Source organism: Pseudomonas sp. MD195_PC81_125, assembly GCF_014060985.1.
GTDB lineage: Bacteria > Pseudomonadota > Gammaproteobacteria > Pseudomonadales > Pseudomonadaceae > Aquipseudomonas > Aquipseudomonas parakoreensis.
In genome coordinates this window covers 1-13,468 of the sequence record NZ_JABULD010000254.1, presented here as the reverse complement: position 1 = coordinate 13,468, position 13,468 = coordinate 1, and the positions used below count along the sequence as shown (strand labels likewise).

General features: G+C 59.0%; 11 protein-coding genes and 2 pseudogenes. 7 read left to right on the top strand and 6 right to left on the bottom strand.

What is annotated here, in order from left to right:
- Window positions 1-73: 73 nt before the first annotated feature.
- A complete protein-coding gene (locus HT737_RS11150) occupies window positions 74-796 on the bottom strand; it encodes an autoinducer binding domain-containing protein (protein ID WP_047296699.1) in 723 nt (240 codons plus the stop codon).
- 337 nt (window positions 797-1,133) lie between these two features.
- Between HT737_RS11150 and HT737_RS11145 the strand changes: the two genes are divergently transcribed.
- Entirely contained in the window at window positions 1,134-1,910 is a 777-nt protein-coding gene (locus HT737_RS11145; RefSeq protein WP_182402544.1) for a ferredoxin--NADP reductase, read from the top strand.
- Window positions 1,911-1,952: 42 nt separating this feature from the next.
- Here HT737_RS11145 and mscL read toward each other — a convergent pair whose 3' ends face one another.
- A complete protein-coding gene (mscL, locus tag HT737_RS11140; RefSeq protein ID WP_115986790.1) occupies window positions 1,953-2,366 on the bottom strand; it encodes a large-conductance mechanosensitive channel protein MscL in 414 nt (137 codons plus the stop codon).
- Window positions 2,367-2,651: 285 nt separating this feature from the next.
- Here mscL and katB point away from each other — a divergent pair, with 285 nt between their 5' ends.
- The 3 genes and pseudogenes from katB (at window position 2,652) to radA (ending at window position 6,202) form a co-directional block, all read left to right on the top strand.
- Window positions 2,652-4,193, top strand: coding sequence for a catalase KatB (katB, locus tag HT737_RS11135; protein ID WP_047296694.1), 1,542 nt, complete (start codon window positions 2,652-2,654; stop codon window positions 4,191-4,193).
- A gap of 60 nt (window positions 4,194-4,253) precedes the next feature.
- Window positions 4,254-4,791 (top strand): annotated as a pseudogene (locus HT737_RS11130) (ankyrin repeat domain-containing protein).
- Between the two features lie 43 nt (window positions 4,792-4,834).
- The gene (gene radA / locus HT737_RS11125) at window positions 4,835-6,202 is read left to right on the top strand and encodes a DNA repair protein RadA (RefSeq protein WP_003228407.1); all 1,368 of its coding nucleotides are present in this window, start codon (window positions 4,835-4,837) and stop codon (window positions 6,200-6,202) included.
- Between the two features lie 151 nt (window positions 6,203-6,353).
- On the opposite strand, the gene HT737_RS11120 is transcribed toward radA, so the two are convergent.
- Window positions 6,354-6,722 carry a PilZ domain-containing protein gene (locus HT737_RS11120; RefSeq protein ID WP_041065221.1) on the bottom strand — a complete coding sequence of 123 codons (369 nt, stop codon included), beginning with the start codon at window positions 6,720-6,722 and terminating at the stop codon, window positions 6,354-6,356.
- A 159-nt stretch (window positions 6,723-6,881) separates the two neighbouring features.
- Between HT737_RS11120 and HT737_RS11115 the strand changes: the two genes are divergently transcribed.
- The 3 genes and pseudogenes from HT737_RS11115 (at window position 6,882) to yjiA (ending at window position 10,296) form a co-directional block, all read left to right on the top strand.
- Window positions 6,882-8,948 carry a carbon starvation CstA family protein gene (locus HT737_RS11115; RefSeq protein ID WP_047296692.1) on the top strand — a complete coding sequence of 689 codons (2,067 nt, stop codon included), beginning with the start codon at window positions 6,882-6,884 and terminating at the stop codon, window positions 8,946-8,948.
- Window positions 8,949-8,963: 15 nt separating this feature from the next.
- A pseudogene (locus tag HT737_RS11110) lies at window positions 8,964-9,160 on the top strand (YbdD/YjiX family protein).
- Between the two features lie 164 nt (window positions 9,161-9,324).
- Window positions 9,325-10,296: a GTPase gene (yjiA, locus tag HT737_RS11105; RefSeq protein ID WP_182402540.1), complete on the top strand. Its 972-nt coding sequence runs from the start codon at window positions 9,325-9,327 to the stop codon at window positions 10,294-10,296.
- 122 nt (window positions 10,297-10,418) lie between these two features.
- On the opposite strand, the gene HT737_RS11100 is transcribed toward yjiA, so the two are convergent.
- The 3 genes from HT737_RS11100 to HT737_RS11090 all read right to left on the bottom strand — a co-directional run bounded on the left by HT737_RS11100 (window position 10,419) and on the right by HT737_RS11090 (window position 13,255).
- Window positions 10,419-11,129, bottom strand: a complete 711-nt coding sequence (locus HT737_RS11100; RefSeq protein WP_047296690.1) for a GntR family transcriptional regulator — start codon at window positions 11,127-11,129, stop codon at window positions 10,419-10,421.
- A gap of 23 nt (window positions 11,130-11,152) precedes the next feature.
- A complete protein-coding gene (locus HT737_RS11095) occupies window positions 11,153-11,857 on the bottom strand; it encodes a FadR/GntR family transcriptional regulator (RefSeq protein ID WP_047296689.1) in 705 nt (234 codons plus the stop codon).
- A gap of 84 nt (window positions 11,858-11,941) precedes the next feature.
- The gene (locus HT737_RS11090) at window positions 11,942-13,255 is read right to left on the bottom strand and encodes a C4-dicarboxylate transporter DctA (RefSeq protein WP_095668274.1); all 1,314 of its coding nucleotides are present in this window, start codon (window positions 13,253-13,255) and stop codon (window positions 11,942-11,944) included.
- Window positions 13,256-13,468: the final 213 nt, after the last annotated feature.

Sequence of the window (13,468 nt, the reverse complement as noted above, 5' to 3'; positions counted from 1 at the left end):
CAGTGCACGTCATCACTCAGGAAGGTCGCAAATGGTACGTTTTTTCCCGGCCGATTGCCCGCGGGATTTCGTGTTAACTGGCGCTGAGCAGGCCCAATTGCTGGGCGGCAGAGACCGCTGAGATTTTGTTGCAAACGTCGAGTTTCAGGATGATGTTCTGCACGTGATAGTTCACCGTTCGCTCGCTCAGGCAGAGGATCCTGGCGATCTCATAGGCTGTCTTGCCAACGGCCGACAGCTTCAATACTTCCAGCTCCCGCGGCGACAGATGGGGTCGGGCTGGTTTTTCCGGTGGTTTGGGCAGGTTTCTGGCAAACAGATTACTAAGATGACTGGTCGCGTAAAACATGTAGCCAAAATGCTCGTACAACTCGAGTGGGCTTAGCGGACCATTTTTTCTGCACAGACTCAGTGTGCTGCACAACCCGGTGGCGTCATGGTGGAACGACTGCGACCAGCCGTGTCGCAAACCGTGTTTCTGTTGAGCGCTCCACAATGCTGGCGTCTGCGAGAACAACGCTTCGCTCCAGACAATGGGCTGCATGGATTGGCTGCAATGCGTAACTATCGGGTCGATTTTGCTGTAGCTTTCCTGTTCATAAAGTTTGTTCCATTGCGTGGGGTAGTTATTGATTTGCAAGGCTTTAAAGTCGGCGTTCCGATTGTTTGATGTCAAAGAGATGGCACAAAAGTTGAAGCCTATGTTTTGAGCGAATCTCAGCAGGATCGGATAAGCAGTCTCTATTTCTCTCGCGAAAGTCAGTTGCTTTAATTGCGACTCCTTCCACATTTCCATCACAAACGCTCCGTGAAATCGTTTTTACGCGCTGGGCTTTTTTGGATCCAATGAATCCATCGCGCAACCGAGTGTAGGACATGTCCTACAGTTGGCGTTGAACTTTTTTGCTCTTTGCAGAGAAGTTTGATTGCAAGAATGTTATTAGCCCGGAGTAGAGCGTTGTATTCAATGTGTCATTCAATTTCAGATTGAAATCTGAAAATTTCTCCATTGGTGTATCTGAGTTTGTGTCTCATTGGGTTCGCTAGCTAAATGAAAAGACATTACAAAAACAGTGGTGTTTACAGTGTCAGTTTGCGCGAAACTGTCTGGGTTCTTTACAGTGGAGTGGCCCATGACTGTCAGTGCAGAAAAGTTTACTGCCCAGACCTTGCTCGACGTGCAGCCCTTGACCCCCAGCCTGTTCACGTTGCGCACTACGCGCGATACAGGTTTCAGGTTCCGCGCAGGACAATTCGCGCGCCTGGGCGTGACCAAGGCGGATGGCAGCACGGTGTGGCGTGCCTACTCGATGGTTTCTTCACCCTTCGACGAGTTTCTCGAGTTCTTCTCTATCGTGGTGCCGGGTGGCGAATTCACCAGCGAACTGAGCCGGTTGCAGGTCGGCGATACCGTGCTGGTGGAGCGCCAGGCCTTTGGTTACCTGACGCTGGATCGTTTTGTCGACGGCCGGGATCTGTGGTTGTTATCCACAGGGACCGGCGTGGCACCGTTTCTGTCGATCCTGCAGGACTTCGAAGTGTGGGAGCGCTTCGAGCGAATTATTCTGGTGTACAGCGTGCGCGAGGCAAGGGAGCTGGCCTATCAATCATTGATCGCTGAGCTTTCCACACGTGATTACCTGGCAGAGCATGCCCATAAATTACGGTTCATCCCCACGGTTACCCGCGGACAAGGGCCTGGCGCCTTGCACGGTCGTATCACCACATTGATCGAAAGCGGCCAACTGGAACGTGAGGCCGGCGTGGAACTGACCCCCGAGCACTCGCGTGTCATGCTGTGCGGCAATCCGCAGATGATCGATGACACCCGCGCGTTGCTGAAGAAACGCCACATGAGCCTGAGCCTGACGCGGCGGCCCGGTCAGGTGGCGGTGGAAAATTACTGGTAAAAAAAACGGCGCCATCAGGCGCCGTTTTCCTTCATGAAACCGTCAAGGCCGATTGTTCTGCGCCTTGAGCAGATCGCGGATCTCGCCGAGCAACTCTTCTTCCTTGGTTGGAACCGGCGGCAGGGAAGGGGCTACGGCTTCTTCGCGTTTCAGGCGGTTGATGGCTTTGACACCCATGAAAATCGCAAAAGCAACGATCACGAAGTCCAGAACGCTCTGGATGAATTTGCCGTAAGCCAGTACCACGGCAGGGGCGTTGCCCTCGGCGGCTTTCAACGTGATGGCCAGATCACTGAAGTCCACCCCACCGATCAACAGGCCGATTGGCGGCATGATCACGTCGCCGACAAACGATGAAACGATTTTGCCGAAGGCTGCACCGATGATGATACCGACGGCCATGTCGACCACATTGCCTTTGACCGCGAAGGCCTTGAACTCACTTAGCACGCCCATAGGTTATTTCCTTGTTACAGATGAGTTTGGTGTACGCAGTGTAAATCAGCAAAACGCGTCCTGCGCGAAACACCTTCTTACAATGCCCGTTTTTATCGACACATGAATCAACGATTAGTTTGCAAAGTGCCACTAATCGCGCGCGAAATACGCCGTAAATCGCTGATCGCAAAGCCATTTTTTTCAATCGTCGAGTTACGAACTTTCTATTTATGTTCACCGCCATAGCCCTCTAGCCTCTGGTTTGCGCACCTGGATGCGCCCAAAAAACCAGAGGAACCTGATATGAATTCCACTCTTGGACTGGGGGCTTTTCCCCATCGCCGTACTTTCGGCGTGCTCGCCGCCAGCTTACTGACCTTCTCCGTGCACGCTGCACCCCTGACCCGGGATAACGGTGCCGCGGTCGGCGACAACCAGAATTCGCAGACTGCCGGTGCCACCGGTCCGGTGTTGCTGCAGGATGTGCAACTGATCCAGAAGCTCCAGCGTTTTGACCGTGAGCGCATTCCCGAGCGCGTGGTGCATGCCCGCGGCACCGGGGCTCACGGGACCTTCACCGTGACCAACGACCTCAGCGATTTGAGCAAGGCCAAAGTATTCGCCGCCGGCCAGGTCACACCGGTGTTTGTGCGTTTCTCCGCTGTGGTGCATGGCAACCATTCCCCGGAAACCCTGCGTGATCCACGGGGTTTTGCCACCAAGTTCTACACCGCCGATGGCAACTGGGATCTGGTGGGCAACAACTTCCCGACGTTCTTCATTCGCGACGCGATCAAGTTCCCGGACATGGTTCATGCCTTCAAACCCGATCCACGTACCAACCTGGACGATGACTCGCGTCGTTTCGACTTCTTCTCCCACGTGCCGGAAGCGACCCGCACGCTGACCGAGTTGTATTCCAATTCGGGTACTCCGGCCAGTTATCGCGAGATGGACGGTAATGGCGTGCATGCCTACAAGTTGGTGAACGCCAAGGGCGAAGTGCACTACGTGAAGTTTCACTGGAAAAGTTTGCAGGGCATCAAAAACCTGACACCTGAACAAGTCGAGAAAGTTCAGGGCAAGGATTACAGTCATATGACTAATGATCTGGTCAGCCATATCAACAAAGGTGATTTCCCGAAATGGGACTTGTACATCCAAGTGCTAAATCCGCAAGATTTGTCCAAGTTTGATTTCGATCCATTGGACGCTACCAAGATCTGGCCAAATGTTCCTGAGCGAAAAGTTGGACAAATGGTGTTGAACCGTAATCCGGCCAACGTGTTCCAGGAAACCGAACAAGTTGCGATGGCCCCGGCCAATGTTGTGCCGGGTATCGAACCTTCGGAAGATCGTTTGTTGCAGGGCCGGGTATTTTCTTATGCCGATACGCAAATGTATCGCTTAGGTGCCAATGCCCTGCAACTGCCGATCAATGCGCCGAAAGTTGCCGTCAACAATGGCAATCAGGACGGTGCGCTGAACTTCGGTGCTACGCAGTCTGGCGTGAACTATCAGCCAAGCCGCCTGCAACCGCGTGAAGAGCCGCAAAGCGCGCGTTACAGCCAGCTGGCGCTGTCCGGCAGCACCCAGCAGGCGAAGATTCAGCGCGAGCAGAACTTCAAGCAGGCCGGTGATCTGTATCGCTCGTTCAGCCAGCAGGAGCGTCAGGACCTGATCGCCAGTTTCGGCGGCTCGCTGGCGACCACCGATGACGAGAGCAAGCACATCATCCTGTCCTTCCTTTATAAGGCTGACCCGGAATACGGCACCGGCGTGACCAAAGTGGCCAAGGGTGATCTGAGCCGGGTCAAGGCGCTGGCAGCGAAACTGGTCGACTGATCTCGACGCCATGCAACGCGGGGCCTGATGCAGGCCCCGTTCTGCCCCAGGAGAGCATTTATGCGTCCCTTCCTTTTACTGTTGCTCGGTTGCTGGTCGTTGACTGCGGTGGCCGAACAGAACCCCGAGGCGATCAAGGCCCAGTTGCAGGATTACTACTTCGATGCCGCCCGGCGTGGTGATGTGCCGATGCTCGAGACCTTCATCGAGTCCGGTTATTCCCTCGATACCCGCGACAGCAAGGGCTACACCGCACTGATTCTGGCGGCGTATCACGGCCAGGGAGCGGCAGTTGAACAATTGCTGGCGGCGGGGGGCTGATGCCTGTGCACAGGATCAACGCGGCAATACGGCGCTGATGGGCGCGATCTTCAAGGGCGAGATGCAGATCGCCCGGCGACTGATGGCCACCGATTGCAGCCCCGATCAACGCAACGGCGCCGGCCAGACTGCGGCGATGTACGCCGGGTTGTTCAAGCGCATCGAACTGCTCGACGCGCTCAAGGCCAAGGGCGCCGACCTCAATGCCGAGGATCCGCTGGGCAATAGCGCCGCGCGTCTGGCCAACGGCGAAATCCGCACCGCCGTGCCGCGCTGAGCGGTGGCTGCGTTATCATCGCGGTTTTTGCCGGGGGATCCAGATGGCCAAGGCCAAGCGCATGTACGGCTGCACCGAATGCGGCGCAACCTTTCCCAAATGGGCGGGCCAGTGCGGCGAGTGCGGCGCCTGGAACACCCTGACCGAAACCATGATCGAGAGCGGCGGCGCCACGGCGCCCACCGGGCGTACCGGCTGGGCCGGGCAGCAGGCGCAGATCAAGACTCTGGCCGAAGTCAGCATCGAAGAGATTCCGCGTTTCTCTACCGCGTCCGGAGAGCTGGACCGGGTCCTGGGTGGCGGTCTGGTCGACGGCTCGGTGGTATTGATCGGCGGTGACCCGGGCATCGGCAAGTCGACGATCCTGTTGCAGACACTGTGCAACCTCGCCAAGAGCATGCCGGCGCTGTACGTCACCGGCGAAGAATCCCAGCAACAAGTGGCCATGCGTGCCCGCCGTCTCGGGCTGCCGCAGGATCAACTGCGGGTGATGACCGAAACCTGCATTGAAACCATCATCGCCACCGCCCGCCAGGAAAAACCCAAGGTGATGGTGATCGACTCGATCCAGACCATTTTCACCGAACAGCTGCAATCAGCGCCGGGTGGCGTCTCGCAGGTGCGTGAGAGTGCGGCGTTGCTGGTGCGGTATGCCAAGCAGAGCGGCACGGCGATTTTCCTCGTCGGCCACGTCACCAAGGAAGGCGCGCTCGCCGGCCCGCGAGTTCTGGAGCATATGGTCGACACCGTGCTGTATTTCGAAGGCGAATCGGACGGGCGTTTGCGTTTGCTGCGGGCGGTGAAAAACCGTTTCGGCGCGGTCAACGAACTCGGCGTGTTCGGCATGACCGACAAGGGCCTGAAAGAAGTCTCCAACCCTTCGGCGATTTTTCTCACCCGTGCCCAGGAGGAAGTCCCGGGCAGCGTAGTCATGGCGACGTGGGAAGGCACCCGGCCGATGCTGGTGGAAGTCCAGGCGCTGGTCGATGACAGTCATCTGGCCAACCCGCGCCGGGTTACGCTGGGTCTGGATCAGAACCGTTTGGCGATGTTGCTGGCGGTATTGCACCGCCACGGCGGCATTCCGACTCACGATCAGGACGTGTTCCTCAACGTGGTCGGCGGGGTGAAGGTGCTGGAAACCGCGTCCGACCTGGCCTTGATGGCGGCGGTGATGTCGAGCCTGCGCAACCGGCCGTTGCCGCATGATCTGTTGGTGTTTGGCGAAGTCGGTTTGTCCGGCGAGGTGCGTCCGGTGCCGAGTGGGCAGGAGCGCTTGAAGGAAGCGGCCAAGCATGGCTTCAAACGCGCGATCGTGCCCAAAGGCAATGCGCCGAAAGAGGCGCCGGCGGGGCTGCAGATCATTGCCGTGACCCGCCTCGAACAGGCGCTCGACGCATTGTTCGAATAGCTGCCATTCCCTTGATTGAATGAAAACCTGTGGTGAGGGGATTTATCCCCGATGGGCTGCGCAGCAGACCCGAATTTATCAGGGCCGCTCCGCGCCCCCTCGGGGATAAATCCCCTCACCACACGGTTGTTTCCACAGATCGATTTGGGGGCTAGATTTCGATCAGTGCGCCCAGTTCGCGTTCAAGCTCGGCTTCGTCAGCCAGGTTGAGCTCGATCAACCGCCGCAAGCGCTGGATCGATTCCAGGCTGATATGCCGGCAGACAAACCCCAGTTGCCCGTGATCCTCATGGGCCAGATGCACATCCATCTGGATATCCACGTCATCGCTCAGATGAATGTCGACGAAGAAATCCTGTTCCTTGTCCCCAAGCCAAGGCTCCGGCCGCTCGATCAGCAGCCCCTTGAGGGACAGATCGATCAACTTCACCGGCCATATGAATTGGCCCTGACTCAGCTCGGTTCTGGCATCGAACGCAATACGTTTGAAGCGACGGCGATTGGCTGGTTGTTCGCTCATGGCGCAATCCTCGGAAGCGTTCGCTGACTATAGACCCGACCGGCGGGTGGCTGCCAATCGACAAGGCGTCTAGACCAACGTCGGGGTATGGCCTTTGGCGCCGTAAGCGCTAAACTCGGGGTGGCTGTCTTTCTTGTCCACCCTGGCTGGAATAATAAAATGAAAAATAATAATAGCCTGCTACGCCACTTACCCTGGCTAGTGCTGGCAATCGTAGGAGCGTGCGCCCTGGGCGTAGTGGCATTGCGCCGAGGAGAGGCGATCAACGCCTTGTGGATCGTGGTCGCGGCGGTGGCCATTTATCTGGTTGCGTACCGTTACTACAGCCTGTTCATCGCCAACAAGGTGATGCAACTGGATCCGCGTCGGGCCACCCCCGCCGTGCTCAACAACGACGGTCTGGACTACGTGCCGACCAACAAACACATTCTTTTCGGTCACCACTTCGCCGCGATCGCCGGCGCAGGACCTCTGGTCGGCCCGGTATTGGCGGCGCAGATGGGCTACCTGCCCGGCACGTTGTGGCTGATTGCCGGGGTGGTACTGGCGGGCGCGGTGCAGGACTTCATGGTCCTGTTCATGTCGACCCGGCGCAACGGCCGTTCCCTGGGCGACATGGTCCGTGAAGAAATGGGTCGCATCCCCGGCACCATCGCCCTGTTCGGCTGCTTCCTGATCATGATCATCATCCTTGCGGTGCTGGCGCTGATCGTGGTCAAGGCCCTGGCCGAGAGCCCGTGGGGCATCTTCACCGTGATGGCGACCATCCCGATCGCGATGTTCATGGGCATCTATATGCGCTACATCCGCCCGGGCCGCATTGGCGAAATCTCGGTCATCGGCGTGTTGCTGCTGCTCGGTTCGATCTGGCTCGGTGGGCAGATTGCCGCTGATCCGGTGTGGGCCAAGGCTTTCAGTTTCACCGGTGTGCAAATCACCTGGATGCTGATCGGTTATGGCTTTGTCGCCGCCGTGTTGCCGGTGTGGCTGATTCTCGCGCCACGCGACTACTTGTCGACGTTCCTCAAGATCGGCACCATCATCGCTCTGGCGATCGGTATTCTGGTGACCATGCCCGAGCTGAAAATGCCGGCGCTGACCCAGTTCGTCGACGGCACGGGCCCGGTGTGGAAGGGCGGTCTGTTCCCGTTCCTGTTCATCACCATCGCGTGCGGTGCAGTATCCGGTTTCCACGCACTGATCTCGTCGGGCACCACGCCGAAGCTGCTGGATAACGAAACCAACGCCCGTTACATCGGTTACGGCGGCATGCTGATGGAATCGTTTGTGGCGATCATGGCGATGGTCGCCGCTTCGGTGATCGAGCCGGGCGTGTACTTCGCGATGAACAGCCCGGCCGCGGTGGTCGGTGGTGACGTGGCATCGGTGGCGCAGATGGTCAGCAGTTGGGGCTTCGCGATCACGCCTGAGGCGCTTCAAGCGGTTGCCCATGACATCGGTGAAACCACCATCCTCGCCCGTGCCGGCGGTGCGCCGACTCTGGCGGTCGGTATCGCGCAGATCCTGCACAGTGTTCTGCCGGGTGAAAACACCATGGCGTTCTGGTACCACTTCGCGATCCTGTTCGAAGCACTGTTCATCCTGACCGCTGTGGACGCCGGCACCCGTGCCGGGCGCTTCATGCTGCAGGATCTGCTCGGCTCCTTCGTGCCAGCGCTGAAACGTACCGAATCCTGGACCGCCAACCTGATCGCCACCGCCGGATGTGTGGCGATGTGGGGCTGGTTGCTGTATCAGGGCGTGATCGATCCACTGGGCGGCATCAACACCCTGTGGCCGCTGTTCGGTATCTCCAACCAGATGCTGGCGGGTATCGCGCTGATGCTCGGCACCGTGGTCCTGATCAAGATGAAGCGCCAGCGCTACATCTGGGTCACCCTGCTGCCGGCCGCCTGGCTGCTGATCTGCACCACGACTGCGGGCTTCATCAAGCTGTTCGACGCCAACCCGGCGATCGGCTTCCTGTCGCTGGCCAAGAAGTACAGCGATGCCCTGGCCGCCGGCCAGGTTATTGCGCCGGCCAAGAGCATCGAGCAGATGCAGCACGTGATCTTCAACGCCTACACCAACGCAACGCTCACCGCGCTGTTCCTGTTCGTGGTCTTCAGCATCCTGTTCTATGCGCTCAAGGTCGGCATTGCCGCTTGGGGCAAAAAAGAGCGTACGGATAAAGAATCACCATTCCAGGCCCTGCCGGACGCGTAACCAGAGGATTGCACCATGTTCAATGACCTGAGTCGCTCGGTAAATACCTCGGTCAGGCCGCGCGCCTGATGGTCGGCATGCCCGACTACGACACCTACGTCGAGCATATGCAAACCAAACACCCGGACAAACCGGTGATGAGCTACGAGATGTTCTTTCGCGAGCGTCAGGAAGCGCGTTACGGTGGCAAGGGTGGGCCGAAGTGCTGTTGAGCTGACAGCCTGCGGCTGATGCAATCCCCCCCTGTGGGAGCGAGCCTGCTCGCGAATACGGAGTGTCAGTTGATGAATGATTTGACTGACACACCGCTTTCGCGAGCAGGCTCGCTCCCACATTTGTTTTTGTGTGTTCATTCATTTTATGAAGGGGATCTGTTTTGTCTTCTCCCATACCCGTAACGGTACTCAGTGGTTTTCTCGGCGCCGGCAAGACCACCTTGCTGCGCCATCTGCTGAAAGCCGAGCACGGTCTGAAAATCGCCGTGATCGAGAACGAATTCAGCGACGCCGGCATCGACACCCAGTTGCTCGGCGACCAGCCGGTGCAAGTCATGACCCTGGCCAACGGCTGCGTCTGCTGCACCATTCACACTGATCTGACCAAGGCCCTGTACCTGCTGCTCGAACGCCTGGACAGCGGCGAAATCGCCTTCGACCGGCTGGTGATCGAATGTACCGGGCTGGCCGATCCAGCGCCTGTGGCGCAAATTTTTTTCATCGATGAAGAGCTGCGCGAGCGCTATCTGCTCGACGGCATCATCACGTTGGTCGACGCCGCCCACGCCGACCTGCACTTGACCCAGACCATCGCCCAGGCGCAGATCGGTTTTGCCGACCGCTTGCTGGTCAGCAAGACTGATCTGGTGGATGAGGCCACGTTCAATGCACTGAGCGAACGCCTGACGCGGATCAACCGCCGTGCGCCGATCCGCGTGGTCGAGCACGGGAACATCGATCTGGCGCAACTGCTTGATGTGCGGGGTTTCAACCTCAATGCCGATCTGGGCGGCGGGGTCAGCCTGCGTCCGGTGAGCAAGGCGCCTTCCATCGATCGCATCTCCAGCCTGGTACTGCGCACGGACCAGCCGCTGGATATCGATCGGCTCAGCGAATTCATGAATGAGTTGCTGGAAGAGCACGGCAAGCAATTGCTGCGTTACAAAGGAGTGTTGAACATCGCTGGCGAGGATCGCCGGCTGGTGTTTCAGGGCGTGCTGAAACTCTACGGTTTCGACTGGGACACCGAGTGGGCCGAGGGTGAGGCGCGGGAAAGCGTGATCGTGTTTATTGCCGATGATTTGCCGGAAGAGAAGATCCGGGCGGGTTTTGCCAAGGTGGCTTCTGCCTGATGGTTCTTCGGTGTCAGGGCTGACGCCATCGCGGGCAAGCCCGCTCCCACAGGTTTACAGGTGTACACATGATTTGTGAACGACAATAACCCTGTGGGAGCGGGTTTGCCCGCGATGGCGATTCAACCGACAACGTAATGCTTGATGGTTGGCTCCAGCAGCGTCTGCTCCAGATCATCCAGATGCCGGTTCATCAGTAGACTGGCCTTGACCCCATCTCCACATTCAACCGCCTCAAGCAGCGCCAAATGCTCCTGCCATGCGCAACAACTATGCGTCTGGTGCTGACACCGCGCAATCGCCAGCGACGTCAACGGCACCAGGCTGCCAAGGAAATGCGCCAGTGGTGCATTCCCCGCCATCTGCGCCAACTGCAGATGAAACTCTCCGGACAAACGAATCGCCGCCGCACGCCGTTCCTGAACCACGGCCAGGCGTTCGCGTTCGACCAGCGTGCGCAAGCGTTTCAAACCCTCCGCTGACGCATTCTGACAAGCCAGACGCACCAGCGTCGCTTCGGTCAGGCGCCGGGCGTGCAGGGTTTGTCGGGTCTGTTCTGCATCCGGTGCGGCGACCCGCGGCCGATGATTGGCACGCAGCACAATCACCTGCTCATGGGACAACTGCGTCAGTACCCGGCGTACATCGGCGCGGCTGACGCCAAACATCTGCTTGAGGCTGTCTTCGGTGAAGCGGCTGGCCGGGTCGATTCGCCGGTCCAGAATCGCCTCGAACAGCCGCGGGTACAGAGCATCTGCCGGCGCTCGGAGGCGGGAGAAGGGCAGAGGTGCCGACATCTGACGAGTGTGCGGCGACGTGGCAAGACTGTTCATGGCCGGTCTCCAGTGTGAAGCATTCAGTGGCTGAGGTTGTCTTCCGGGATATTCAGTTCGATGCCCATCCGCTGGCCTTCGCGCAGGATGTGCCGACGCATTTCGGCGCTGGCCTGAGCACTGTTCTTGCTGCGGATCGCGCGCACCACCGCTTCGTTTTCTTCCAGGCGTTCGGCCAGATGCTCGGGCGAATTGCGCAGCACTTCGGCGCTTTGCTTGAGGGCATTGCTGGTCTGCTGCACCACGCTCTGGAAAATCGGGTTCGAGGTCAGGGTGAACAGCTCTTCGTGGAAGGCGATGTAGGCGCTGACGCCGGCTTCGCTGTCGCCCGCGTCAAGGGCTTCGCGCATGTCCATCAAGGTCAGGCGCAACTGCCCGACCTCCTTGCTGCTGATCGACTGCGCGACCAGGCCGACAATGAACGGCTCAAGCGTGTAGCGCAGTTGCAGCACGTCTTCGAGGCTGGCGCCGGCGACCGCGCTGTCGTGGCTCTGGCTGTCACTGAGCTGGGCGTCGAGCACTACCACGCCTTTGCCCGGCATCGAACGGACCAGGCCCAGGGTCTCCAGAACGATCACCGCTTCGCGCAGGCTCGGACGGCTGATGCCCAGTTGTTCGGCCAGTTCGCGCTGGCCCGGCAACATGTCGCCGGAGCGCCACTGACCACGGGCGAGGGCGGCGCGCAGTTTTTCTACGACTGAGTTGACGACGGTTGATGTGGTGATCACTTGTCTAGCTCCGTAAGCCCATAGGGGATGCCGCAAACAAGATCAAAAGATCGCAGCCTGCGGCAGCTCCTGCGGGGTTGAAAATCAGAACTCTTGCTGGTGCGCCGGAGTTCCGGTTTTACGCGGTTGAAAGGTGTAGCCCTGCTGACCGCTGAGTACTTTGTTTGCGCGTTGTACGTCGATGTCCTTTTCCCAGCGGGCGATGGCCACGGTGGCGACACAGTTGCCGATCAGGTTGGTCAGCGCCCGGCCGATGCCCATGAACCAGTCCACCGCCAGCACCAGCACCAGCCCGACCACCGGAATCGCCGGGATCGCTGTCAGTGTCGCCGCCAGAATCACCAGCGCCGAACCGGGAATGCCATGGGCGCCCTTGGAGGTGATCAGCGACACCAGCAGAATCGTCAGCAGGTCGGTCATCGCCAATGGCGTGCCGGTGGCGTTGGCGATGAACACAATGGCCAGCGTCAGGTAGATTGAAAAACCGTCAAGGTTGAACGAGTAGCCGGTGGGAATCACCAGCCCGACGGTCGAGCTGCCGATGCCCAGGTGTTCGAGTTTGCGCATGATCTGCGGCAGCACGGCATCGGAGGAGGCGGTGCCCATGACGATCAGCAGCTCTTCACGCAGATATTTGAGCAATGGCCACAGGCGCAGGCCCGAGGCGCGCATCACTACACCGAGGATCACGCTGACGAACGCGACGCAGGTCAGGTAGAACAAACCGACCAGACTGCCCAGGTGCTGCAGCGAATCGAGGCCGTACTTGCTGGTGGTGAAGGCGATGGCGCCGAACACGCCGATGGGCGCCAGACGCACGATCATGCCCATGATCCGGAAGATCACATGGCTCAGTTCGTTGATCAGTCGCGAGATCCCCGAGGCCGCTTCACCCACCAGATTCAGTGCGCTGCCGAACAACACCGAGAACAGCAGCACTTGCAGGATGTTGTTGTCGGCAAAGGCGCCGAGCACCGAGGTCGGGATCAGGTCCATCAGGAACTGCGTGGTGGTGTGCATGTGCTGGCCGCGTTCGGCGATGTCGCCCATGTCAGCGGCGGACAACTGCTCCAGATGGATATTCGCGCCGCTGCCGATCCCGGTGCTGAACGCGAACACCAGACCGATCACCAACGCGATGGTGGTCAGTACTTCAAAGTAGATCACCGATTTGAGGCCGATACGCCCGACCTTCTTCAGATCCCCTGCGCCGCTGATGCCGCTGACCACCACGCAGAACACGATCAGGCCGATCAGCATCTTGATCAGTTTGATGAAGCCGTCGCCCAAGGGTTTGAGCTGAGCGGAATATTCGGGAAGGGTCAGTCCGCAGATGATGCCGAGCACCAGTCCGAGAACCACTTGGAGGAAGATTGAACGCGAGCACCATCTGAGCATGGGAGGAATCCTGGTCGGTGTCCTGGCTGCCGTGTGCGGAGCACATCAGATTCAGGACTTAATTATTGTGGTCTTACCGGTATGTCCAGTGCAGGCGCAGTCTACGCGCGGGATTTCCTGAAATACAAGGGGCAGGGCGGAAATTGGCATGACCGGTCTGACCAGTGGCGCCCCGCCGGTAATCCCGTGGATCCCGCGCGCGAAAAACCCAGC

What these genes read in the sequence shown, in the direction of transcription:
- katB (WP_047296694.1), top strand. Translation starts at nt 2,652, where the DNA reads ATGAATTCCACTCTTGGACTGGGGGCTTTTCCCCATCGCCGTACTTTC.
- HT737_RS11150 (WP_047296699.1), bottom strand. Translation starts at nt 796, where the DNA reads ATGGAAATGTGGAAGGAGTCGCAATTAAAGCAACTGACTTTCGCGAGA.
- HT737_RS11100 (WP_047296690.1), bottom strand. Translation starts at nt 11,129, where the DNA reads ATGAACAGTCTTGCCACGTCGCCGCACACTCGTCAGATGTCGGCACCT.
- HT737_RS11090 (WP_095668274.1), bottom strand. Translation starts at nt 13,255, where the DNA reads ATGCTCAGATGGTGCTCGCGTTCAATCTTCCTCCAAGTGGTTCTCGGA.
- HT737_RS11115 (WP_047296692.1), top strand. Translation starts at nt 6,882, where the DNA reads ATGAAAAATAATAATAGCCTGCTACGCCACTTACCCTGGCTAGTGCTG.
- radA (WP_003228407.1), top strand. Translation starts at nt 4,835, where the DNA reads ATGGCCAAGGCCAAGCGCATGTACGGCTGCACCGAATGCGGCGCAACC.
- mscL (WP_115986790.1), bottom strand. Translation starts at nt 2,366, where the DNA reads ATGGGCGTGCTAAGTGAGTTCAAGGCCTTCGCGGTCAAAGGCAATGTG.
- HT737_RS11145 (WP_182402544.1), top strand. Translation starts at nt 1,134, where the DNA reads ATGACTGTCAGTGCAGAAAAGTTTACTGCCCAGACCTTGCTCGACGTG.
- HT737_RS11120 (WP_041065221.1), bottom strand. Translation starts at nt 6,722, where the DNA reads ATGAGCGAACAACCAGCCAATCGCCGTCGCTTCAAACGTATTGCGTTC.